17 protein-coding genes and 1 tRNA gene are annotated in these 25,246 nt (G+C 38.5%); 12 read left to right on the top strand and 6 right to left on the bottom strand.

The annotated features are described in order from the left end of the window. The first annotated feature begins 155 nt into the window (after positions 1–155). The 10 genes from JET18_RS20515 to JET18_RS20470 all read left to right on the top strand — a co-directional run bounded on the left by JET18_RS20515 (position 156) and on the right by JET18_RS20470 (position 14,740). A complete protein-coding gene (locus JET18_RS20515) occupies positions 156–1,781 on the top strand; it encodes a T9SS type A sorting domain-containing protein (RefSeq protein ID WP_202094296.1) in 1,626 nt (541 codons plus the stop codon). Between the two features lie 3 nt (positions 1,782–1,784). Further along, the gene (locus tag JET18_RS20510) at positions 1,785–5,168 is read left to right on the top strand and encodes a hypothetical protein (protein WP_202094295.1); all 3,384 of its coding nucleotides are present in this window, start codon (positions 1,785–1,787) and stop codon (positions 5,166–5,168) included. 12 nt (positions 5,169–5,180) lie between these two features. Continuing rightward, positions 5,181–6,305: a hypothetical protein gene (locus JET18_RS21915; RefSeq protein ID WP_228728604.1), complete on the top strand. Its 1,125-nt coding sequence runs from the start codon at positions 5,181–5,183 to the stop codon at positions 6,303–6,305. A 9-nt stretch (positions 6,306–6,314) separates the two neighbouring features. Further along, positions 6,315–9,971, top strand: a complete 3,657-nt coding sequence (locus JET18_RS20500) for a DUF6443 domain-containing protein (RefSeq protein WP_202094293.1) — start codon at positions 6,315–6,317, stop codon at positions 9,969–9,971. Positions 9,972–10,065: 94 nt separating this feature from the next. After that, positions 10,066–10,389 carry a hypothetical protein gene (locus tag JET18_RS20495; protein WP_202094291.1) on the top strand — a complete coding sequence of 108 codons (324 nt, stop codon included), beginning with the start codon at positions 10,066–10,068 and terminating at the stop codon, positions 10,387–10,389. A gap of 175 nt (positions 10,390–10,564) precedes the next feature. Further along, positions 10,565–10,987 carry a hypothetical protein gene (locus JET18_RS20490; RefSeq protein ID WP_202094289.1) on the top strand — a complete coding sequence of 141 codons (423 nt, stop codon included), beginning with the start codon at positions 10,565–10,567 and terminating at the stop codon, positions 10,985–10,987. A gap of 26 nt (positions 10,988–11,013) precedes the next feature. Beyond that, positions 11,014–11,415 (top strand): hypothetical protein, encoded by a 402-nt coding sequence (locus JET18_RS20485; RefSeq protein WP_202094287.1) that lies wholly within the window; start codon positions 11,014–11,016, stop codon positions 11,413–11,415. Between the two features lie 149 nt (positions 11,416–11,564). Further along, positions 11,565–12,026 (top strand): hypothetical protein, encoded by a 462-nt coding sequence (locus JET18_RS20480; RefSeq protein WP_202094281.1) that lies wholly within the window; start codon positions 11,565–11,567, stop codon positions 12,024–12,026. A 122-nt stretch (positions 12,027–12,148) separates the two neighbouring features. Next, a complete protein-coding gene (locus JET18_RS20475) occupies positions 12,149–13,681 on the top strand; it encodes a M20/M25/M40 family metallo-hydrolase (RefSeq protein ID WP_202094280.1) in 1,533 nt (510 codons plus the stop codon). A gap of 357 nt (positions 13,682–14,038) precedes the next feature. Beyond that, entirely contained in the window at positions 14,039–14,740 is a 702-nt protein-coding gene (locus JET18_RS20470; RefSeq protein WP_202094279.1) for a hypothetical protein, read from the top strand. A gap of 222 nt (positions 14,741–14,962) precedes the next feature. On the opposite strand, the gene JET18_RS20465 is transcribed toward JET18_RS20470, so the two are convergent. The 3 genes from JET18_RS20465 to JET18_RS20455 form a co-directional block, all read right to left on the bottom strand. After that, a complete protein-coding gene (locus JET18_RS20465) occupies positions 14,963–15,691 on the bottom strand; it encodes a DUF2490 domain-containing protein (RefSeq protein ID WP_202094278.1) in 729 nt (242 codons plus the stop codon). Between the two features lie 304 nt (positions 15,692–15,995). After that, positions 15,996–16,082: transfer RNA gene (locus tag JET18_RS20460), tRNA-Ser, on the bottom strand. Positions 16,083–16,138: 56 nt separating this feature from the next. Further along, complete coding sequence (locus JET18_RS20455) at positions 16,139–17,155, bottom strand: asparaginase (protein WP_202094277.1); 1,017 nt, start codon at positions 17,153–17,155, stop codon at positions 16,139–16,141. 81 nt (positions 17,156–17,236) lie between these two features. On the opposite strand from JET18_RS20455, the gene JET18_RS20450 reads away from it, so the two are divergent. Continuing rightward, complete coding sequence (locus tag JET18_RS20450) at positions 17,237–17,908, top strand: TrmH family RNA methyltransferase (RefSeq protein ID WP_202094276.1); 672 nt, start codon at positions 17,237–17,239, stop codon at positions 17,906–17,908. Positions 17,909–17,985: 77 nt separating this feature from the next. Here JET18_RS20450 and JET18_RS20445 read toward each other — a convergent pair whose 3' ends face one another. From JET18_RS20445 to tsaD, 3 genes are all read right to left on the bottom strand, one after another. After that, the gene (locus JET18_RS20445; RefSeq protein ID WP_202094275.1) at positions 17,986–18,687 is read right to left on the bottom strand and encodes an RsmE family RNA methyltransferase; all 702 of its coding nucleotides are present in this window, start codon (positions 18,685–18,687) and stop codon (positions 17,986–17,988) included. Positions 18,688–18,931: 244 nt separating this feature from the next. Then, complete coding sequence (locus JET18_RS20440; RefSeq protein WP_202094274.1) at positions 18,932–19,342, bottom strand: hypothetical protein; 411 nt, start codon at positions 19,340–19,342, stop codon at positions 18,932–18,934. After that, positions 19,339–20,355: a tRNA (adenosine(37)-N6)-threonylcarbamoyltransferase complex transferase subunit TsaD gene (gene tsaD, locus JET18_RS20435; RefSeq protein WP_202094272.1), complete on the bottom strand. Its 1,017-nt coding sequence runs from the start codon at positions 20,353–20,355 to the stop codon at positions 19,339–19,341. Before tsaD ends, JET18_RS20440 begins: the two co-directional genes overlap by 4 nt. 4 nt (positions 20,356–20,359) lie before the next feature. Between tsaD and JET18_RS20430 the strand changes: the two genes are divergently transcribed. Continuing rightward, positions 20,360–25,150 carry a translocation/assembly module TamB domain-containing protein gene (locus JET18_RS20430; protein ID WP_202094270.1) on the top strand — a complete coding sequence of 1,597 codons (4,791 nt, stop codon included), beginning with the start codon at positions 20,360–20,362 and terminating at the stop codon, positions 25,148–25,150. Positions 25,151–25,246: the final 96 nt, after the last annotated feature.

Raw genomic sequence — 25,246 nt, 5'->3', positions numbered from 1 at the left:
TTAATTTTGTTCACAAATTAAAAGGGAAGTATGAATAATATTCTATTCCTTTAAAACTTACATTAAATCTCGGCAATGAGATTTGTGGTACGTTAAAAAGTGTTAAATTTGTCGCGAAATTATAAAACTAATCTTAAACTAAAATACACAAGCAGATGAAGAAATTCTATTCCGGTGCATTTACTTTGTGCACACTTCTTGGGCTGTCTGCTCAGGAAGTATTGTGGCAGAAGGACATCAAATCTTCTACACAGGATTTTCTAAGCCAGATAACGACGACGATTGATCAGCAGTATCTGATAAGTGGTAGCTCTATTCAGGCAGGTTCCCTTCGAGAGCCTCAGGGAACAGCAAGTAAGCAGAATAACGGTTACGATTTTCACTTAATCAAATTAAACCAGCAGGGTGAAGAAGTCTGGGAAAAGTATTTCTCAGGACAAAACCATGATTATCTTTCAGCTTCTGTAGCTACTCAAGAAGGAGGATTTTTAATTGCAGGAACTTCCTATTCCGGAAAAGGATTAGATAAAAAAGAAGATTCAAAAGGGGGTTCAGATATCTGGTTAATCAGACTGAATGAATTTGGAGATGAACTTTGGCAGAAAACGCTGGGAACTTCTTCAGATGAGGAAGCCAGATCGGTTATTCAGACTACAGATTTTGGATTTGTTGTGGCTGGAAATATCCAGAATTCTTCCAAAGGTTACGGTTCCAAAGATGTTCTGATCACTAAACTTGACAAGAACGGAAAAATTCTTTCTGAAACCATTTTGGGTGGAAAAGGTCTTGATGAAGTGGAGAAAATAATTCCAACGAAGGATGGAGGAGCATTGCTAGGGATCTACTCAAGGAGTTCCGAGGTTCGTGTTTCGGGTTCAGTTGATAAAACGGCTGGAGCTACCGCGTATCCCGTATCCCGCACCCCGAAATCTACAGATAACTACGGTGAAGGCGATTACTGGATTGTAAAGCTTTCAAAAGAAGGAAAAGTAGAGTGGGAAAAGAACTTTGGAGGAAAAGGAGATGATCATATAAGAACTCTGGCATTAACATCCGTCGGATATTTGATTGGTGGAGAATCCAGATCAGAAAAATCAGGGAATAAAACTGTAGGAATTGAAGAAGGAACAGATCTGTGGTTGATCTCACTTAACGAAAGAGGTGAAGAGATCTGGCAGAAATCTTACAATTTTGGAAATAGGGACATTTTAATGGGAACAAGTGTTCTGCATTCAGCTGATGATAAATCTTCAAAAGGAATTTTATTAGGCGGATATACGCAGGCAGAAGGTCCTTCGACAGGCTCAGGAACCTCAGCAGATGACGAAACCTTCTGGATGCTGTATCTGGATCAGGACGGCAATGAACAGTGGAGAAAGCATGTGAAAGGAGAATCCAGAAAAAGAGAGGAAAGGCTTTCAGATATTAAACTGAACAGGGACGGTTCTATTGTTCTTGCAGGAACCAGCGCAGAAGAACTGGGAAAAGAGAACTGGAAGATTGTAAAGCTGGGTGATAGCCAAATCAATAAGCTGATTGAAAAACAAGACATTAAAATTTATCCGAATCCGGTTTCAGACTATGCTTATGTGGAAATCGGATATGAATTTAAGGAAGCAGATATTCTGTTGTATGATATGGGTGGCAGACAGCTTCAGAGTTTGAAGACTAAGAATAAAGTGACGAAGATTAATACGCAGAATTTAATTCAGGGCGCTTACCTGGTGACGATAAAAACGGATGCGAATAAAACGGCGAGTGCTAAACTGATAAAAAAATAAGAAATGAAAAATAAAATTTTATTATTGATAGTTTTGAATTATACAATAAATGTTTCTGCTCAGATCAATGTAAAATCACCTAATCTTGATGCATCATCGGTGTTTAAATTTACAGAAACACCGGTTTCTCTCAATAATGGACTTGTCAATATTAATTTGCCAATATATACAATAAAGACAAAGGATCTGGCTATCCCTATTCAATTGGATTACCATTCAAGAGGAATAAGGGTAGAAGATATAGCTTCAACAGTGGGGTTAGGATGGAGTCTAAGCTATGGTGGTATGATTAGCAGACAGGTGAGAGACAGACCTGATGATTCATCAAACGGCTATCTGATTACTGATAGTTATACTAATTTTTTTAGCGATCTTCAAAAGAGATTTGCGGTCTACAACCAAACAATTGCCTCGCCAACAAGAGATTTGGTTCCTGATCAGTTTTATTTTTCTACACCAGGTTATTCTGGAAAATTTATCTTTGACCAACTCGATAAAAAAATTGTTCAACAGCCTTTTAGTGATTATAAAATATCACCAACTGCCACTCAAAATTCTTTACTGAACAGTTGGGTAATCGTTGATGACAAGGGAAATAAGTTTCACTATGGAACTTTAGGCCCAAAATCTTTTAAAAGTTCACTTCAGATACAAAGCTATATTCAAACTGGTACACCCTTAAATTCTTATGATTTAAATGGTGACAACTCAGAAGATGCATATACTGATACCTGGTATTTAATTCAGATTGAGACTGTTAGTGGTGATCTGATAAAATATAATTATACTTTGGATGAGTCTTATTATTATAAAAAAGATTACGACAAGATTGTTTATCCTTGTATTTCTACACCTTGTGATCAGCCTACCAACCCGGGAGTTTATACCTACTTTTCTAAGATTATTGAAAATAAATATATTCTGGAATCAATTGAATTTTCTGAAGGAAAAGTTAAATTTTTACCATCTTCTGTTAATCGTACAGACATTCAGGGAGGAAAAGCACTCGATAAAATTCAGATTTTTGACAGTAAAGATCATTTGATTGAATACTTTAAATTTAATTATAATATTCAGGAATCACTCCAGAATCCAAATATGAATTCACTATTGGCTTTATTAGATACTTCCTCAAATAAAAGAATGTTTTTAAGTGAAGCTATCCGTTATTCGAAAGAAAATACGGTTATTGAAAAGTATAATTATAATTACACCACCACTTTGCTTCCCAATAGATTTTCAACATCTCAGGATATGTGGGGATATTATAATAATGCTGCAAACGGGTCTTATCTGCATTTTTTTGATTATAACGGACACTTATCAAGCAACAGAGAAAGTAACGAGGAAGGGTCTAAAGCTGGAATCTTAGAATCAATAAACCATTCTACAGGATTAAAAACTGAATTTACCTACGAAAATAATCTTCTGAAACCTACTTTTAATATGGAGGGGACATTGGGTACGATTAACGCTCCATACCAAACTAAATCTGAAATTCTTCTAAAAGCAGGAGATATACTTCCGAATTACAATACTGCTACAAATTCATACTATAAAGATATTATTATAGATCCCAACTTGTATGATTCAGAAGTAAAGATAACACTTGATTATCACGCATTTGTAAATCCTAATATGCCTACGCAATGCAGTTATTACACCGGTTGGGTAGAGCAAAATGGTACAAGAGTTATTCTTTTCCCCAATATAGGGGCTAATAAAACCATTGTGAAAGGTACTTCTACGACCAGAGCATTAACCGGAGGTTCGTCATACAAATTAGGTATAACAGCATACGGCTGCTCATTGGATGATATAATTTCTAACGAATCTGAAAGTGTTTCGCTGATATTAGATTATAAAGTAGCAAATAATAGTACTAATAATGAGACATTTTACTACGGACCAGGAAATAGGATCAGGCAAATCAGATATTTAGATAATAATCAATTAAAAATTAAAAAAACATTTGAATATAAAGGGCCTACAGGAAAAGGCAGTGGAGATTTATTTGGAATGAAGGAATATGTAGGGATTGTGGGGTTGAATGCCAATAATGTTCGCATTTTAGATCCAAAAGGTGTTTTCGCTGGTTCAATAAACTCTTCTCTGGAGTCTAACAGCATGGGATATAGTTATGTAAAAGAGTACCAAGGTGATGAACTTGAAAACAAAGGACGTACGGATTATGAATTTACAAATTTTGCCGATGGGAATAATTTCTTAAAATACCCCTTTACTTTACCTACTGATAACCAGTGGTCAAGAGGACTTTTGATATCAAAAAAATATTTTGAGAACATCAATAATTCTTACAGACTTTTGCAGGAAGAATTGAATGAATACAAGTTCGGTGGTTTTGATACTCCTTATGAAATCAGTCCCCCGATGGGTTTTGAATCTGCAGACGGAGCAATCACTGGCTATACTAAAAACAGAAATTATTATGTTGTCCCACTGGCTCAAATGTATATGAATCTTTCTCATCTGGTAAACAAACCTCTGCCGCATAATAATTTTTTAGTTGCAGATTATGGGGATAATTTTAAAATATACTATAAGCCTTATTATTTTAACAGTGGTAAAATTGAAAAAAATAAAACTACAAATTATGAGTACAGGAATAATCAGGTTTTAACCTTTAAGGATACTTTCTCATATGATAGTAATGATCATTATCAGCTGACTGCTCAAAAAAATGTTTTCCCGGATCTTGGTACTCAAGAGACGGTTTACCAGTATGCTCATGAGAAGAATAATACAAAGCTGATTAATGCCAATATGGTAGGGATACCTTTAGGAACTGTTGTAAAGAAAAAACAAAATGAAAGTGATACCGGGAAAATAATTTCAAGATCCGAAACGAAGTATGATAGTCCTTCCAATCTGTTTCCTAGTTCAGTTCTTTCCTACGATCTTCAGACAGGAACAATTCCATCTACCGAGATTACCTATGATAAATATGATTCTAATGGCAATCTGCAGCAATATACAACCAAAAACGGTATTTCAACCACGATCATCTGGGGCTACAATAATACCCAGCCTATTGCTAAAATAGAAGGCGCAAAACTCTCAGATATTCCACAAACATTGATAGATAATATTGTTAATGCCTCTGTTAATGATGCTCAGCAAGGTACAGATGCTTCTGAACAGTCTTTGATCTCCGCTTTAGATTTATTCAGAAATAATACCGGACTGTCAACCTATCAGATTAGCACCTACACTTATGATCCTTTAATCGGTGTAAAAAGTATCACCCCGCCCTCAGGAATCAGGGAAGTATATATTTATGATACAGCCAATAGATTAATGGAGGTCAGAGAAAATAGTACTACAGGAAAAATTTTAAAAGAATTCAAATACAATTACAAACAATAAAAAACTCAGATTATGAAAAAAACAATATTCATCGCAGGCATTTTTGCTGCTCAATTGGCTTCTGGACAACTATATACATCTGGAAGTATTATCAACCCAACATCCACTCCAACATCAGCTAATGTAGGAATTGGGGTTCATGATCCTCACTCCAATTTAGAAGTAGCAGACCAGAATGGGGGTAAAATAACCATTTCAACGGGGGGATGGAGTGCCTTTTCGGCAAATCCAAAATATCCTGCTTTAGAATTTACAGGATACCAGAACTCTCCCAAAGCCAGAATAACAGCTACGGAGGAAACAGGAAATACCTATGCCTCAAAATTTTCTATCTCAGTGAATGACGGCAACAGTGCGGCAAGTCTGGTAGAAAGATTGTCAATCCTTAGGAATGGAAATATAGGAATAGGAACTTCCGCTCCCCGGGAAAAACTGGACGTTTCAGGTAATGTATTAGCGGGTGGCAGCAATTCTTCTGAAGGAATTAATGCTTTTGCGATTAGATATGAAGATGGTTCCTTAAATAACTGGGGATCTTTAAGGAGTTCAACATCAACATATATGAGTTTTGGAGTTAAGGCAAATGGCGCAGGTTTGGGATGGTTATCCAGTAATGGAACACTTGACTTTGCAAAAGTGGCCATTACACTTGATAATGAAGGAATCAGTTTTTTAACCAAGTCTAATCAGCAGGTTGCTTTAAATGCTCCTGTATCGATGAATGAAGTTATGAAAATTTCCTTGAATGGAAATGCTCTTCTTCAGGGAAAACTGGAAGCCAAAGAAATAAAAGTGACCCTGACTCCAACTGCAGATTTCGTTTTTGAAGAAAATTATGACCTTCCCAAGCTGGAAGAGGTGGAGAAGCATATCAAAGAGAAAAAACATTTACCCGAAATAGCTTCTGCCAGAGTAATGGAAAAAGAAGGCGTTAATGTGGGGGAGTTTCAGATTAAGCTGTTGCAGAAGATTGAAGAACTGACCTTATATGCCATTGAGCAAAACAGACAGCTGAAAGATCAGCGGGAAAAAATTCAGAAGTTAGAAGCAGAGAATTCAGCATTACAGAGTATTTCATCAGAAATGAAGCAGCTGAAAGAAGAAATTCGTCAAATGAAAAGCAGTACCACCCATTAATTTAATAATATGCACAAAAAAATATATCTGGGCATAGCATTGATATTGGGCAGCTATCATTATGGGCAGATTGTTTTGACTGCTCCTCCCGCTCCCAATACAGAAGTTGCCGATCCCCAAAAGATCCGGATGCTTCCGGGATTCAGCTTCAGTTCTGTGAACGGAACCTTCAGGGCTTATATCGGAACATCTTCTACAGGAAATCCCGGTAATACGTATACGCCTATTACGGTTGATTATTCCTCTACGATTCCCAATACTGAAAATTATATTTATACCAGACAGTATTTAGTACCCACTGAGGTTTCAAACGGCTCTCTGCAGCAGATACAGAGCGTACAGTTTTTCGATGGCTTAGGAAGACCCAAACAGTCGGTAAGCATCAAATCTACGCCTACCGGAAAAGATCTGGTCACCCATATTCCGTATGATGGATTTGGAAGACAGGTAGACAGCTGGCTTCCCGTTCCTATGTCTTCGCAGAATGGAAATATCCAGACTGGAGTGGAAAGCAGTACCAATACTTATTATCAGGCCAACGGAATTAATGATTCCTATCCTTTCAGCCATAAAAATCTGGAAAATTCTCCGTTGGACAGAATTCTGAGCCAGAAAAATCCCGGTACCGACTGGCAGAACAAGCCCGTAGTATTCGGTTATGATACCAATACGGCAGATGAAGTGAAAAAATATACCACCGTAACCAGCTGGGTTGATGGAGCAACGTCTTCCGTATTAAGCATATCAGGAAATTATGGGGCCTCACAATTGTATAAAAATACCGTTGCCGATGAAGATGGCAATAAAACCATAGAATTCAAAAATGGCAATGGGCAGACCCTTCTGGTTAGAAAAGTGATCAGCGCCTCTGAAAATGCAGACACCTATTATGTCTACAACGAATATGACCAGCTGGCATTCGTGATTCCGCCATTGGCTGCCTCTTCCACATCAGTATCTGCTTCAGCTTTGGAACATTTATGCTACCAGTATAAATATGATGGCAGAAACAGGCTGGTAGAAAAGAAACTTCCCGGAAAAGGCAAAGAACAGATGGTCTATAATAAAAAAGACCAGATAATCCTGTACCGGGATATTGTCCTGAAAAATGGAATTTCCAATTTTACAGCTGATAATTCATGGATTTTTACCAAATATGATCAGTTTGGCAGGGTAGTCTATACCGGAATTTCAAGAGATGGAACACCAAGACAGGATATTCAGAATTATGTCGATAATCAGGCTGCGAACGTTTCCCACGAAACCCGTGGCGGAAGCTTCTCCCTTAATGGAACAGCTATAGAATACGGAAATGTTTCTTATCCTACAGGTATCGATAAGATCCTTTCAGTAAATTATTATGATACTTATCCTCAGGGTGCTCCGGCGGTTCCCGGAACTATTTTAACACAGGAAGTTTTACCGCAGATTACCCAGAATTCAAGTGTAAGTACCAAAAGTCTGCCTACAGCATCTTATGTAAAGAATGTTGAAAATGACAGCTGGACCAAGACGTATACCTATTACGATAAAAAAGGAAGAGCGATATCTGCCCATTCCGTCAATCATCTTGGAGGCTATACCAAAACCGAAAGCTTTCTGAAATTTTCAGGCGTGCCGGAGTATACCCTTACCGAGCATCAGAGAGTGGCAGGTGGTACAAAAGTAAATATCAAAGAGACTTTTGAATACGACCATCAGGAAAGAATGGTAAGACACTGGCACCAGCTCAACGGTGGGGCACAGGAACTCCTTGCTGAAAACCTGTACAATGACCTTGGGCAGATCCAGACCAAAAATGTTGGAAATACTACAGGCAGCCCGCTGCAGACTGTGAAATATGCCTACAACATCAGAGGATGGCTTACCAGATTAAATGACCCCTCCAATCTGCAGAATAAACTCTTTGCCTATGAGCTGAGGTATAACAAACCGGACAGCCAGTTTTCCGGCTCTGCAAAGTATAATGGAAATATTTCCCAGATGTCATGGATTACCCAAAATGATGCCGTATTAAGAAACTACTCCTATGAATATGATCCCCTGAACCGTCTTAAAGAAGGCCGTTTTTGGGATGCCATGAACTTAGACAGAGGAGAATACCATGAGCAGCTTACCTACGATCTGAACGGAAACATCAAAACCCTTCTCAGAAGAGGAAAACAGCTTCCCGGCTACACCGCCCCTGAAGTGATGGATGACCTGGAATATCATTATGAAAATGCTGAACAGAGTAATAAATTAGCCTACCTTAAAGAAAAAGGAACCGGTAATGCATTAAGCGGCTATCCACTGGCATCCGGAAGTACAGGAAGCATTATCAACTATGATCTGAATGGAAATATGACGGTTCAATCAGATAAAGGTATTTCTATTCAATATAATTATTTAAATTTACCAGGCAAGGTTACCCAAAACTCCAAAGTAACAGATTATACTTACAGAGCAGATGGGGTAAAAGTTAAAAAGCTCTTTGGAACAGAAGCCACCGATTATTTAGACGGCTTCCAGTATGAAAATGGGATATTGAAATTCTTCCCGACTGCAGAAGGCTATTATAATTCTGAGACTGGAAAGTATGTGTACAATTATACAGACCATTTAGGAAATACGAGACTAAGCTACTTTAAAAACGGTGCAGGAGCGGAAATTATTGAGGAAAGCAATTATTATCCGTTTGGCTTGAAGCATGAGGGGTATAATGTTTTGCTGGGGAATCCGGCGTATAAATACAAGTATAATGGGAAAGAGCTTCAGGAAAGTGGGATGTATGATTATGGAGCGAGGATGTATATGGCTGATCTGGGTAGATGGGGAGTTGTGGATCCGTTGGCAGAGAAGATGACTCGTCATAGTCCTTATAATTATGCTTTTAATAATCCGATTAGCTTTATAGATCCCGACGGAAGGGAGGCAAATGGGTGGATCAAAACAATATTAGATGGAAAAACAAGTATCACTTATGACAAAGATGTTCATTCACTACAAGATGCAAAAGATAAGAAATATACTGGAGTTCAAGAATATTATGATGCCCTAACTGTAACCGGGACTAGTAATGGGCAACAAAATTATCAATATACTTTAGATGCTTCAGGTGTGGCAACTGACTCAAGTGGAAAGGTAATGACAGAATCTTTTACAACTGGAGGAGGAACGCAAATTGGGGTGAATCCTGATAGTCAGATGTTAGCTACTATAAGTCAATTACCTTTAGCTGGATCTGGTGGAATGGGTGGAGAGTTTAGATTTAGTACAATAATTGGGGCTGGATGGTCTGGAGCTATAGGATATGTTTCTGCAGATAATAATAATGGGAGTTCTTTTTATGCTAATATAAATTTTGGAGTTGGTTATGATGTAGGACCTTCTTTTAGTATGTATAGTGTTACTCCTGCTGCAGGGCATGATTTTAAAATTGGGGACTTTGCGGGAAATGGTATGAGCTATTCAGGAGGAGTTCCTTTCTTAAATGCTTCTTACGGAGGAACGGACTACGATGGAAAATTTCAATTTAGAGATATGAGCCCGAGTAATTTTGGACTAAATAATAATGGTGCAAAAGGTTATACAACTTTTGGTATTGGTACCAATCCAATTGGCTTAGGCTTATCATATCAATACGGAGCAACGAAGCTTTTTGGAACTACACCCGTTAAAAATTAATGTTGAAATGTTAAAAAATAATAAAATATTACTCATCATCTCTTTAATCGGATTCATAATTCTTTTTATCTATTTTAGTTCAAAAAAGAATAATATGTCTGATTTTTTCAAATCGGGGAAAGAATCATTTATAAATGAATTTTCTCCCATTGAAATGAGAGGAAATAAATATTTAGGTGAAGTTGCAGATACTGCAAATCATATGAATGCTTATATGAATTTTGGTGAAATTTGTCTACCTATGCTTGACCAATGGAAAAATAAAATTCAAATAGGGGATCATGTTTCTAAAGAAAAAAACAATCTAACACTTTTTATTGAAGGTCAGAATAAAAAATATTATTTGCATTTTGATAGTAAGAATTTTGATGGCGCCCCTCCGCCATGTAAATGTAAAAAATTGAGTAAAAATAATTAAGTGTTAATAATATAGAATTCGTCTCAACTTTTGCCCGGGACGCTCGCACCAGTAATAAAAATAAACCACTGTTTTTTGCAGTGGTTTTATTATTTTAGCTTAAAATAAAGTAAGAAAGATCTTCGGTACCGACACCACAGATTATATAGACGGCTTCCAGTATGAAAACGGCACATTGAAATTCTTCCCAACGGCAGAAGGCTATTATAATTCTGATACCGGGAAGTATGTGTACAATTACACTGATCATTTAGGAAATACAAGATTGGATTATCTTCAAGCTAACCCCATAACAGCAAATTTTGATATGTATGAGCAAATGTGGGGAAGATCAAATGTATCTTGGTATAAATTAGGAGATGAAACACTTTTTTTAATGACTGATTCTAAGTCACAAGAGTCATTGTTTTATAGATTACCAGTAAATAATTTTGAAAGAACCGATGGAAAGGTAAATAGTTATGACAATACATATCAGACTTATATATGGACTGAAAGCAAGTCCGAAGTTCAACAAAAAGTAGTTAACCCAACCTCAAATAACGTTTTTAAACAAGCTATAACACCACCATCTATACTAACAAGACCTAGATTTTAAATCGAACAAACTTAAATTTAATAAATATGAAAAAAAGTATAAGTTTAATTTTATTACCTTTTTTATTTTCTTGCCAAAATATTAGTAATGAAGATATATATGGAAAATATTCACCCATATCATACAAGAATACATATGACACTTTAACGATTAACAAGGATGGGGTTTATAACAGAGTAATTTACAATATAAAAGGGAAGAAATTGTTGAATTACAATTCGAAATACAAATTAGAAGGTAACACAATAGAGTTTAATGATTTTTATTTAAATTTTGATAAAGATTTAATTGCCTTTCCAGAAGATGTGAATGATACTGATATGACCTATACTACTTTTTTTGAGAAAAAAGATAAGAATATTATACTTTGCTTTGGCTACCATGATGGGGAGAATTGTTATAAAAAGATTATAGATAAAAAACACTGAGCAAAGTCCCCGGCTGGCGCGAGCTTGTAGCCCATGTCTTCGTAAAGATCACTGTTTTGTAGTGGTGTTATTATTTTAGCTTAAATTAAAGTCTCCAAGACCTAAGAAATCAAATTTGTAAAAAACCTTTTAATAGCTAAATATTGATTATGATAACAGAAATTGAACAACAAACAATGGATATGGATTGGTTTTTCACAGATGCTGAATATGTGGGATTTATGGCTTCCGGTGGTGGAAAGCTACCTGATTCTGTAGCTGAATCTGAAGAAAAGCGTCAAATATTAGTACATTATTTTAGAAACTTACCCGAAATATCTGAAGTAGAAGTTAGTTCAAAATTAGACAGCATATTGATTAAAATATCAGGTTCAGGAGCTGATGAAAGATATTTGGAAGACTATGTATCGATGACAAAGAAAGGGTTATATTCTTTTGATAAATCTTATCCAAATCAGTTTTCAGAGCCTTATTATCATTTAGTTGCTGGTCCAGAAAATCCATTAAAATTGAATGAACTACCGCAAGACATATTGGATATACTTGTCAAAACTCAATATAGCCATAAGCTTATGGAGGTTCAGGAAATTAATAGATTAGAAATTAATTAAAGGATAAGCTTAAAGCGAGCACCCAAAATTGTTCATCCCTTTTTTAGAGAAATACTAAGCTTTTCGTACAGGTATCATTATTTTGTTTGGTATATTTGTTACACCACACAAAATCTACTGCCATGAAAAAGTTCCTTCTCATCATTCTTGGGATTCTTGTTATTTTGGTTGCTGTACTGCTGATCAAAATGTATACCTACCCATTTAAAAAAAATACAGCTGGAAATTCGGACGGCTGGAAACCCGTGAAAAATGATTCTGCCCTGATACGTTTTTCAGGCGGTCTCAAAATTCCTACAGTTTCTACCGGAAGCCTGGGCGAATTCAATTACGCTCCCTTTGATCAGTTTAAAGAATACCTGAAAACAGCCTATCCATCGGTATATCAATCTACTGAAAACACGGAAATCAATACCCATGCCCTGGTGTTCAGGCTTAAAGGAAGTGATCCTGTGTTAGAGCCCATACTTTTCCTTTCCCACATAGATGTAGTGCCTCCCGGAGATGCCGATGTGAAAAATAATGAACAGAATATTTTCCGGCCAGGTGATAAGCCGCTGCCTCCCGTTTCCCAAGTGTCAGAAGACTGGGATTTCGAACCCTTTTCAGGAACCGTCGCGAACGGAAGAATCTACGGTAGGGGAGCCATTGATATGAAAGGAATGCTTTTTTCCCTGATGGAATCCATGAAAGCGGTTATTGAGAGCAAAAAGCTTCCCAAACGGGATGTTTATCTGGCTTTCGGTTTCGATGAGGAAGTGGGCGGACAAAAAGGGGCGATGCAGATTGCAGAGTACTTTAAGAAAAAAGGATTGAAGTTCGAAGCAGTATATGATGAAGGCGGCCTCATTATGCGGAAAGGAAATATAGCAGGAATAGATTCGGACGTCGCTGTAGTAGGCTGTGCAGAAAAAGGCTTTTTATCGGCCAAGATCAAGGTGAAAGGACTTGGCGGGCACTCCTCAATGCCTCCTATGGAAAGTGCCATCGGAAAAGCCGCCGTTATTATGCAGCGTCTTGAGGATGATCAGATGAAGCCGGAGATCACCCCATTGATCAAAGAATTTTTCGATAATATTGGCGGATCCATGCCTTTCACCAGCAGGCTGGCCATTTCCAATCAGTGGCTGCTGAAACCTCTTCTTTTATCGCAACTCACAAAAAATAATACCACCAACGCGCTTGTAAGGACTACTACCGCTTTAACCATGATGAAAGGAAGCGACGGAACCAACGTTCTTTCCCCTGAAGTGGAATTTGTAGTCAATTTCAGACTTCTTCCCGGAAACAGTCTGAAAGATGTGCGTGACCACATTGCAAAAGCGACAGAAGGCTTCGACGTTGAGGTAGAAGAAATCGACAATACAAGAGAAGCTTCCGCCGTTTCTCCTTCCAATACTAAAAGTTTTAAACTGATAGAAGCCGGTATCAGGGAAATTTATCCCGGTGCCATCGTCACTCCATACCTTACCATGGCCGGAACCGATGCCTACAAATACCAGATCGTAAGTAAAAATATCTACAGATTTATGCCTATCCGCATCAACAGATCAGAGCAGCAGAGCATCCACAGTACCAATGAATACCTCAGTATCGAGAACTACCTGAAGATGATTCGTTATTTTGAATTTATGATGACGAATTATGATCAATAGTTCCGGGGTTTCGAGTTCCGGGGTTGGAGAGTCGGAGTGTTTTAGAGTTGGAGAGTATAAATCTGGAAATATTGAATAAGTGACAAACACCAGGTGGCAGAGGCCCTCGAAGCCACCGTCGTTTCGGGTTTCGGAGTGAGTGAGTTTTAAATTGTCATTGAATAAACGACAACCATCTGGTGGCAGAGGCTCTCGAAGCCACCAGTAATACTATCTCTTGTCTGAAATCTGGTGTCTGACATCTGAAATCTAACATCTTGCTTCCTGGTTCTTGCCTCTTATCTCTTATAAAAAAAATAACACGTCAAGTTTTGTCGCATTACAGCAATAGCTTTGTCTTATCAAAATTACAGAGCTATGGAATTGCCGTTTTACTTAAGTTTTAAAGAATTTGAAAGCCATTATTACGATACCCTTGAAAAATGGTTTGAAGAATATCACAATGCCAGCGAAATTGATTATTTAAAGGCGCTTGCAGATCTTTACAGTCCGTATTTGTACTATAACTTTGCAGATGACAGGCTGATGGCTGATGCTTCCATGGAGATCAAAGACTGCTTTTTTCCTTATCACGAAAAGATCGGACTTTCTTTCTGCACAAGCTGTGAAAACGGAAAAGATCCTAAGGCTTCCAAAGGCATGAACCATATATTTGAATGGAAAACCATTACGATGATGGAATATGCCCAGCACATCCTGGATAAAATCAACAGGCATCTCCTAAAAAACGGAAATACACTGGACGGAAATAAAACGATCCTGGATTATATCAATGATCGTGAGATTATTACGTCAAGGGAAGGAGCCGGATATTGTGTCAATTATGGCAGGCATCAGGCTGCAGTTCCTTTTTTGAAGGCTTATCTTCCTTATTATGGACAGACTGTTGATATGGCAGTGTACAGGGATTTTATTTTTTCTGTGGCCCAGATCGCAGAATATATCGATAAGAAACTGAAATCCGTACAGGCTTTTGAATATACTTCGTATGCAAAACTTAAATCGGAAGCCAAATTCAAAGTGCAGATGAGCCATCAGTTTCTGACCATTTGTAATTAAATTTTCGACCAAACATTCATATCTAAATTATATTGTGGAAGATCCGGACAGATCCTCCAGACAAATCCCGGCATTTCTGTTGGGATTTTGTTTAATTTTGCCACCATTCACCATTCACCATTCACCATTCACCATTCACTCATCACTTATCACTCATCATTCATCACTTATAACTAAGGTTCCATATAACATCCACCGCCAGATAATGCACTCCGCCTTTCTTCACACTTCTGCTTCCACGGTGAAAGGAGAATGAGGAATATTGAACATATAATAAGCCGCAACCCGCATTTCCCTGTACCCGAATGATGTCCATTTCCGGTTTGGCTGATTAAGATAACTGGTGGAAAACAAACCTTCAGTACTTAAAGCCAGTTTCTGATTATTTTTCTTTGATAGCGTATAGGTCAGCTGACTTTTTATCCTCGTTCTCAGTTGAAAATTTTCTTCAGCCTGACGAAAATCAGAATCAAAAAACTTCCGGAACTCCTGGCGGACGGTATTCTTCAGTTTCCATCGTTTTCCTAAAGTAAAAGTGTAGGCATATCTTCCGTACATTCTGAATTCCTGTTCCGTAACCTCCTTTTTATAAGGCGAAGCACTTTCATATTTTGGCTGCCTGCGGTAACTGATAGCGTAACTGTATTGCTGATGAGGAGCAAAAGAATGGTAGACTTCATGGTTTAAAACAACAATAGCCTGTTTCGAAACCGGATTATACTGGTCCGGGCTGCTTTTCCGGCCCAGAGCGATATAGCTTAAAGTTTCTTTCTTTCCTAATGAATCCAGCCGCTTCTTTACTCCAAAAGCTAACCACGAAGCAGTATTGGCATCTCCAAGCCCCGGCGGACTGATCTGCGCTTGTAATAAACTGCTTGTTAATACGGATAAAAATATTCCGATACTAATTTTAGTTCTAAAAATCATTCCGAACATAAAGTCTTTCTTCATTAAATAACTGTCTGATTGATATCAACACTATTGATAAACAGGACAAATGAAAGACATGATTTAGGAATATTTTAGGAATAGAAAAGCCTGCTGACAATCAGTAGTGGCTTATGGTTTTTAAAAGAAAGATTTGATTAAATTTAATGACGGGTAGGGGAATATATTATTGTATTACCTTTTTAAGCATTTACGCCTTTGTTTACCCTGATAATACACTGGAATTTAATTAACCTTGCGATAAAGTAGCACCAATTTATAAACAAAAAAGTCTTAAACAACTAAGTTTAAGACTTTTATAATTTTGCAGAGAGGAAGGGATTCGAACCCTCGATACAGTTACCCGTATACTACCTTTCCAGGGTAGCTCCTTCAACCACTCGGACACCTCTCTATTTGAGATTGCAAAAATAGGGTAATTTCTGGAATCTGCAAATTATTATTGAAAAATTAGTCAGTTATTTCTCCACAAAGACTTCTGGTGAAGTTGTCGGCGAAGGTTCCTGTGTAGTTGGGGTTATCAATCAGGTGCATTGCTTTGGTGATAGCGCTTTCGGCGGTCATATCCCTTCCGCTGATTGCTCCGATCCTTGAGAATATATTGCTGTTTTCATACTTTCCAAATGAAATACCGCCTGATATACACTGACTTACCACCACAATTTCGGTTCCATTGCTTCTGATTTCTTCAAGCGTTTCCTGGGTTTTTTCACTGCTGAAAATCGTTCCGGAACCAAAAACCTGAAGAATCAGCACCTTCATTTTAGGGATTTCTTTAAAGTGGCTCAGGTGCATTCCCGGAAAAATTCTCCAGAAAAGAATATCTTCAGAAATATGTTCATCTACGTGAAATTCCACTTCAGGGTCGCAACGGTACAGATTATCTTTAATGATATTTAAATGAACGCCCGATTGTCCCAGAATAGGGTAGTTGGGGCTTGAGTACGCATCAAAATACTCCGCAGAATATTTCAGCGTTCTGTTTCCTCTTAACAATTTATATTCAAAATAAACGGCAACCTCCTGAATTACAGCTTCATCATTTTCATAGAGACTGGCATAATAAAGACTGGTCAGAAGATTTTCCTTGGCATCAGTCCTCAGATCTCCGATCGGAAGCTGCGAACCGGTCATGATCACAGGTTTTCTAAGGCCTTTCAACATAAAACTTAAAGCAGAAGCCGTATAAGACATCGTGTCCGTTCCGTGAAGGATCAGAAAACCGTCATACAGCTCATAATTTTTGAGAATATAGTTGGCAATTACCTTCCATTCCTCAGGTCCCATATCCGATGAATCCAGCGGTTTTGCAAATGGATGGACAAATACTTCACATTCCATTAATTTCATCTCAGGCATTTTTTCGAAAATATTTCCGAAATCAAAGGCACGGAGACTTCCGGTTTCATAATCTTTTTCCATACCGATGGTTCCTCCGGTATAAATGAGCAGGACTTTTCGTTTCATGAATTACTTTTTTCTAAGAAATTGAGCCTCGTTCAGGTTCATAGCCCAAAATTACGTTAATTTGCAAAGATTTGAAAATGAATGGAAGATTTAGCGCAAACTTTTGAATATTTAAAGCAGTTTTTAACAGAGAAGAGATTAGAAAAAATAGAGCATTTTTCTCAGGAAAGTTCCGATTTTATTCTTCCTGTGATGGATGACGTGTACCAGTTCAGAAATGCAGCAGCCATCATAAGATCCGTAGAAGCCAATGCTTTTCATAAAGTGGTGGCGATGGAAGAGGAGAATATTTTTGATCCTAATCTTACCGTGACCAAAGGTGCCGAAACATGGGTGGAAGTTGAGAAAATGCCTAAAAATATAGCTTCGTTACAGAATATTAAGGACCGAGGCTATAAAATTCTGGCTGTTTCGCTGGAAAAGAATGCGGTGATGCTTCCTGATTATCAGATTACAGAACCTGTTGCCCTTGTATTTGGAACCGAAATGGAAGGCGTATCTGAAGAAGTGATAGATTTTGCAGACGAAACCCTGGCGATTCCGATGTATGGCTTAACGAGAAGTTACAATGTTTCCGTAGCCGCCGGAATCTGTATGTACGAACTGAAACAAAAACTTCTGAAATCAGGGATTGACTATAAATTAAGCGAAGAAAAACTGCTGAGAATGAAGATCCGTTGGGCCGTCAATTCCATGCGGAGCGGACAGCAAATCTTCGAAAAATATCTGAGAGACCACAACCTTGAAATGTAAGTTGATGTGATGATGTGTTAATTGGATGATATGTTGATAAATGGACATACTAATTTCTAACTTCTAGCCTCTAACATCTAATTCCTCATCATATTGAAATAATTCCACGCCGCCACAAATACACCCGCCGTTTCAGTTCTGAGCCTTTGGTTTCCAAGTGAAACTGCTTTTACATTACTGTCGGACAGAAACTGGATTTCCCTTTCAGAAAAATCCCCTTCGGGACCAATTAAGAAAGTGATCTGTTCCAAAGCAGGAATATTTTTAAGTTCAATCCTTTCAAGGTTTTCATGGCAGTGAGCGACAAAAGTATGTTCCGGATCAATATTTTTTAGAAAATCCGTCAGTTTCACAGCATCATTGATCACCGGAAAATGAAATCTCAGACTCTGTTTGGATGCCGCAACTGCCTGTTTCCTGATTTTATCAATATTGATGTTTTTACGCTCGGTTTTCTCCGTAATAATAATACTGATCTCAGAGATGCCCATTTCCACGGCTTTTTCCACAAAAAACTCGATCCTGTCGATGTTCTTTGTCGGAGCAATAGCGATGTGAAGTTTAGGATTGAAGTCCGGAGTATCTTTTTTAATTTCGGAAACATCAAGGCCGGCTTTTTTCCCTTCGATCACTAATTTTCCGGAAGCAACATTCCCTTTACCATCCGTCACATAAATATCTTCACCATCTTTCATACGAAGAACTTTCACAATGTGCTGCTGTTCTTCGTCATTAATTATTGCCTTTCCGTTATTAATTTCGCCAAAAAAAAGTTTCATATATTGATATTTAGAATGCACCTGAATTTTATAGATAAGGGATGATTAAAAGGTTGGAAGATGGGAGCTGGAGGATGGAAGTTACTATTGGACCGTAAGTATTTAACAATTTCTTCTAAATCGATTGAAGTAGTTTTGAAAATATTAATTAAAACACCTATATTCTATCTTTGGACTTCAATAACTTCCCTCTTCGGGCTTCTGACTTCCTTCCGTTATGATAAACCCGAACTCACGTTGATGATTAAAAGGTAATTTCATTCTCGCTTAAAAATGCGACACCAGTTTTTATCGTGGTATAAATATCACCTTCACAATCTCTGTATGAACATGAGTAAATTTCTTCCACCCACTTATTATTCAGAAAAATTAAATTCAGATATTCGTTTTTTCTTAAATTATTTTTGATGGATAAATAATCTCCTTCTTTGGGCTCGTAAGGAAAACTAAATACATTTTCTGAATTGATTTTCTCTACGATCTCTTCCTTTATATTTTGAACATATCCGATTTCTGAACTGATCATTAAATAATCTTCGTCTTCAGATGTTTCTGTCACTTCATTTTTTCCTGTAACGGTTTCTAAAACCCAGTAGTATTTTGAGTTCTTTTTAGACTGCGTTCCCAGTACTTTTTCTTCTAAGAGTATTTTCATAAATCATATTTTGCAGTTGCGGAAATTCTCATATCCGTAAATTCTCCTCTTTCAAATTTCAGCTGGGCGACCATGGCGATCATCGCAGCGTTATCTGTGGTATATTCAAATTTTGGAATGTAAATATTCCAGCCTAATTTTTCATGATTATCCTGCATCGCTGTTCTCAATGCGGAATTGGCAGAAACACCACCGGCAATGGCTACTTCTTTTACATTTAATTCCTGGGCTGCTTTTTCAAGTTTGGCCATCAGGATTTCAATAATGGTTCTCTGAACGGAAGCACAAAGATCGTTGAGGTTTTCTTTGATGAAATCCGGATTTTTTTTCACTTCCTTCTGAATGAAATACAGAACCGAAGTTTTGATACCGCTGAATGAATAATCATAGTTTTCCATTCTGGGTTTGTTGAATGTAAATGCATTCGGGTTTCCTTCCTTCGCCAGTCGGTCTATAATAGGTCCGGCAGGATAATCAAGGTCGAAGATCTTTCCGATTTTGTCGAAAGCTTCTCCTGCTGCATCATCAATAGTTTTCCCGATAATTTCCATGTCGAAATAATCCTTTACCAGGACAATCATTGTATGGCCGCCGCTTACCGTAAGACACAGGAAGGGGAATTTTGGCGGCATAGGATTTGCATCGTCAATGAAATGGGCTAAAATGTGGGCCTGGAGATGGTTTACTTCAATTAACGGAACATTTAAGCTCATAGCCAAAGACTTAGCAAATGATGTTCCTACCAGTAGTGATCCTAAAAGTCCGGGGCCGCGTGTAAATCCTATAGCTGAAATAGCATTTTGTTGTATATTTGCTTTAGTAAGAGATTTTTCAACAACGGGGATTATATTTTGCTGATGCGCTCGCGATGCCAGTTCCGGGACTACACCTCCATATTCTTTATGGATGGCCTGATTCGCAGCGATGTTCGATAGAATACAGTTTCCCTTGATGATAGCTGCTGAGGTGTCGTCGCAGGACGATTCAATACCTAAAATTATAGAGTCGCTCATAATAATGGCAAAGTTAGAGAATAATAACGAGAATGAGAATAAAAAATCAGTAGCTGAGAACATAGGTGATCAGGTACAGAAGACTGTTGAGAATGTAGAAGGTGCTGTAAAGGAAACAGTTAAAGAAGCATCTGAGCTGGCATCGGATGCTATTCATCATCCCGTGGAGACGGCTGAAGAATTTGGAAAGCAGGCGGTGAAAGATGTCACCAGCTATTCCTGGTGGGCCAAACTTCTCCTGATCCTTTTCTGGCTGGGCGTGGTTATTGTGGGAGGTGTTCTGATCGTGATTAATCTTCCTGCCACCAAGCAATGGGCGGCAGATCAGGCACTTCAGATCGTTAATAAAGATTTTAAATCCGGGATGACTACCGAAAGTGTAGAAGTAGATTATTTCGGAGATGTAACGATAAAGGGATTAAAGATCAAAGATTACAAAGGTCTGGAATTCATCACAGCAAAAGAGTTCCGCGCCAATTCCGATTGGATGGCCCTTGCTTACAATGCGATTTCCGGAAACAGCAATTCCTTAAGTTTCAATTCCCTTACCCTTGTCAATGCAGATGTAAAGGTCATCACTTACAAAGGGGACAGTATTTCCAATTTTATAAGATTTACGCAGCTTTTCGACAGCGGTAAAAAAAGAGATCCTAAAAAACCTCCTTTCCAATTGGATTCCCGGGTTCAGATCATTGATTCCAAGGTTTCCATTACCAGTCAGAACTCTCCGGGAGAACCGGGAAAATGGCTTACCGCAACAAAATTCAATTTAAAAGCCCCCAATGTAAAGGTCAATGGTCCTAATATTTCAGCGCTGATCAATAATATGTCCTTCGTCACTTCCAGATGGGGGAAATCCCATTTTGTAGATACTTTTTCCACCGAACTTTCTTTGACCCCTGAGTTTTTGTCTTTGAAGGATCTTACCTTAAATACCGATCATTCACTTCTTCAGGGAAATATCAAATTCAATCTTCATGACGGCTCGTGGTCCGATTTTGCAGACCGCGTGCGCTGGGATATGGAAATTAAGCAGGGAAGCCAGCTTAGCGGGTATGATATCAGCTATTTTGTAACGAACTGGGATAATTTTAAACCGTTCAATCTGGCAGGAAAAATGACCGGCCCGCTGAATAAGTTTCACCTGGAAAACTTCCTGATCAGAAATCCTGATGTGAATATTGCGACCAAAACAATGAAAGTTGACCGGCTGCTGAAAGGAAACTTCTCCATCGAAACCAAAGATCTTTCCACCGATTTTACCTACAAAGACCTTAAAGCCATGATGCCTTCATTTATTTCAAAGAAGATGAAGAATTTTGCAGATGACTTCGGGAAACTGAAATATAACGGAACGGCAAAAGTAGATCCGAAGCAGGTATACGTGACGGATGGAAATCTGATGACAGGAATCGGGCAGGCTAAGATCAGCAAACTTTCACTTACCGACTACAGCACGGCAATGCCTAAATATTCCGGATATCTGGAAGTAAAAGACCTGAACACGTCTGTGATCACGAAAAGTAAAGCAGTGGGTCTGATTTCCGGTAAATTTGATCTGAACGGACAGAGTTTTGACGTCAATACCATGCGTCTGACCACCAAATCCCAGATCACCAGCATTGATATTATGGATAAGCACATCAGTAATGTGTATCTGGACGGATTATTGGATCATAAAAAATACAACGGACTCATCACCATGAATGATGAACAGGCTAAAGCTACGATTAAAGGACTTATTGATTTCAGCACGCCAAGGATCAATATGAATGTGAATGCAGATGTTACCCATCTGAATATGAATTATTTCACCAATAAACCGGGAAGCCAGATCGTAAGCGGCCAGGTGGAAGGTAAAATGTCTATGTCTTCCATTAATGATCTTACGCTGGACGTTGATGCCAATAACCTTAATTTTGCTACAGCCACCCAAAAATATAATATTCCGAACGCGAAAATTAAAACTTTCATAGAAGCCGGAGGACGTGTGATTGATGTGGATGCACCGGGAGCTGCAAGCGGGAAGATCTCCGGGAAATATAACCTGGCAGACCTTGCCGGAATGGTAGAAAACGGGATCGGAAGAATATTGGTAGGGCCGCCGCCTAGAAAATTATACAGAGGCCAGAATTTTAAAATGAATTTTGATATTCAGCAGGGTGTGGTGAATTATTTCCTTCCTGACCTGAAACTTCCGCAAGGCGCTGTAGTAGAAGGAGAATACAACGGAGATTCAAATGATCTGATCCTGAATCTGGATGCCAACGCTCTGAAATATCTCATGACGAAGAAAGAGGAGATAACGGATGCAGACAAAGCTCTGGCAGCCGCAAATCCTGATTATAAGATCAATGACCGGGACAATATTTCCAGGGACAGTGCGATGATCGACAGTGTGATGGTGAGGATCAATACGGCCAATCTTAATGAGCAGCTGTATGCAAGGATCAGCAAACTGGTATACAATAAAAATATTATCAAGGATTTTGAACTTAAAGGGAAAAATGAAAACGGAACTGCCCTTCACCTCGCAACGACTTTCAAGCACGGAAGTCCGGAAGATGAGCTGAATGAAAATCTCAAAGCCTACGCGATTAATGTAGACCAGTCTACCAATGCGGCAGGAGATTATGTTTTCAGATTTGAACCTACAGAAGTTAAATTCAATGATGTGACCTGGGCTATTGATACAAGCCCTGAGCTGGATCATTCCATTACCTATAGAAAAGCCACCTCAGATTTTGATATCCGGAACCTGCGGGTATTCTCGGATAAAAGTGCTTTGTTTATTAAAGAGGCTCAGTTTAAATCTGCAAAAGATTTTTATGTAGATGCGGATATTGAAGAATTTGCCGTAGAAAAGCTGCTTGAAATGCAGTCCGGAGGTAACCCGATGGGTATTAAAGGCCTTGCCAACGGAAGTGTGAAGATCAAGATGGACAAAAGTACATTGCAGCCGCTTGTAGATCTTACGGTAGATAATATTATGATGAATGGCAATGAGATGGGGAATCTTACGATTTCCGCAACCAACGGTTTCTCATTAAATGTATATGATGTTGATGTAAAAGTAGCTTCGGCTGGAGTTCTGGGAAATAACAACCTGCATCTGACAGGAACAGTAAATAATAATACGGCTTCTCCCACGATTGATCTGACGGCTGAAATGCGTGATTTTGACATTGCTTTTACCCAGCAGTTTGTTCAGACCATTTTTGGAAACTTACGTGGAAAAGCTACGGGAGACCTTAAAATCAATGGAAAGCTGAGCGATCTTGACTACAGCGGCGACATTGCAATGAAAGGCTTTGGTCTGAAACTTCTCTTTACAGGCGTAGATTATTCATTTGATGATACCGTGATTCCGCTTTCCCGAGGACTTGCCATCCTTAACAATATTGAAGTTCACGACGGAAGATCCAATTCTAAAGGAACAATTTCCGGAGCCATCCAGTTTGAAACCATTTCTTCAATGGGAGTCAACCTGATCATGAGAGCAGATAACCTTCTGATGCTGAACACGACCCAAAAAGAGTATGACCTTTTCTGGGGAAGGGTTTACGGACAGGGAGATCTGTATGTGGACGGACCTGTTTCCGGACTGAGTATTTCCACCCCAAATATGAAGGCATTGAATGGTAGTAATTTTACTTTTAATTCAAGCTCAACATCGAATGTAGAAGAATTTAAAATGCTGAGGTTCCTGAAAGAAGGAAAAGACGGCCTGATCACTCTGGAAGAAAAGAAAAAGACGGGAGCCAACATGAATATTGACTTCAGTCTGGATGTAGATAAAGGCACTACCGTGAATGTACTGGTAGGCGATGATGTAGGAAATATTACGGTAAAAGGAGTGGCGGACAAACTTAGATTCCAGATGGGAAGACAGGGCGCGATTGCCATGAACGGTACCTATAAAGTAGATAACGGAACCTTTGTTTCCAAAGCGATCCTGAATAAGACTTTCCAGATTGAGAAGAACAGCAGCATCCGATGGGATGGGGACGCCATGAAACCGGCGCTGGATATTACAGCCAATTATGTAAGAATGGTATCCAATGCAGGTGAATATTTAAGTATGGGGAAACTGCAGCCTATCAGTGTCCTGCTTCAGGCGAATATTACCCAGTCATTGATCAATCCGAAAATAGACCTGAATGTAACCGCGCTGGATGTATCGAGCCAGGTTAAAGAAACTTTGGCGGCCAAGATGAGCCAGGAAGGGGAAAAGGTCCTTCAGTTTGGGTCAATCCTTTTGTTGAGTACATTTAACGTGTCCAATAGTGGAGGCGTAGATTTTGATGTGGCAGGAGTCGCAGAATCTTCAGGATATAATATGCTTCTGAAACAGCTTGGATCTGTTCTGAACACAATGAGTAACGAATTCCAGATTGACCTGAACTATGTAAAAGGAGATCAGAACTCCAATACTGCAGACCGGGCCAATGCCGGGGTAAGTGTAGCGCTTTCACCGAGGATTAATATTAAGACCGGACTGGGGATTCCTTTAACAAAAACAGAAGGCACACAAAACAATTATCTCTCCGGAGAAGGATCTATTGAATATGATATTTCCAAAAAGAATGACGGAAGTCTCGTTCTGAGAGGATACTCCAAACCTACCAATATCGGAATGGTAAGTACGAATGGTTCTGCAAATCAAGCGTATGGTGGGGGTGTAGTGTGGAGTAAAAGCTTTAATTCCCTATTTAAAAAGAAGAGAAAAGACAAAAAACCACCGGAAGCGAAAGTGGAAATAAAAACAGATTCAACAAAATCAGGGAGTAAATAATCGTAATATTTTAATGATTTTTATCATCTGTGTTAATTATTGTTAATGTTTGATATAATTTTTTTAGTTAAATTATTTTTTATAAATTTGCAACAA

This window comes from Chryseobacterium endalhagicum, assembly GCF_016745235.1.
Lineage (GTDB): Bacteria > Bacteroidota > Bacteroidia > Flavobacteriales > Weeksellaceae > Chryseobacterium > Chryseobacterium endalhagicum.
This window is presented reverse-complemented; position numbering and strand designations above follow the sequence as displayed.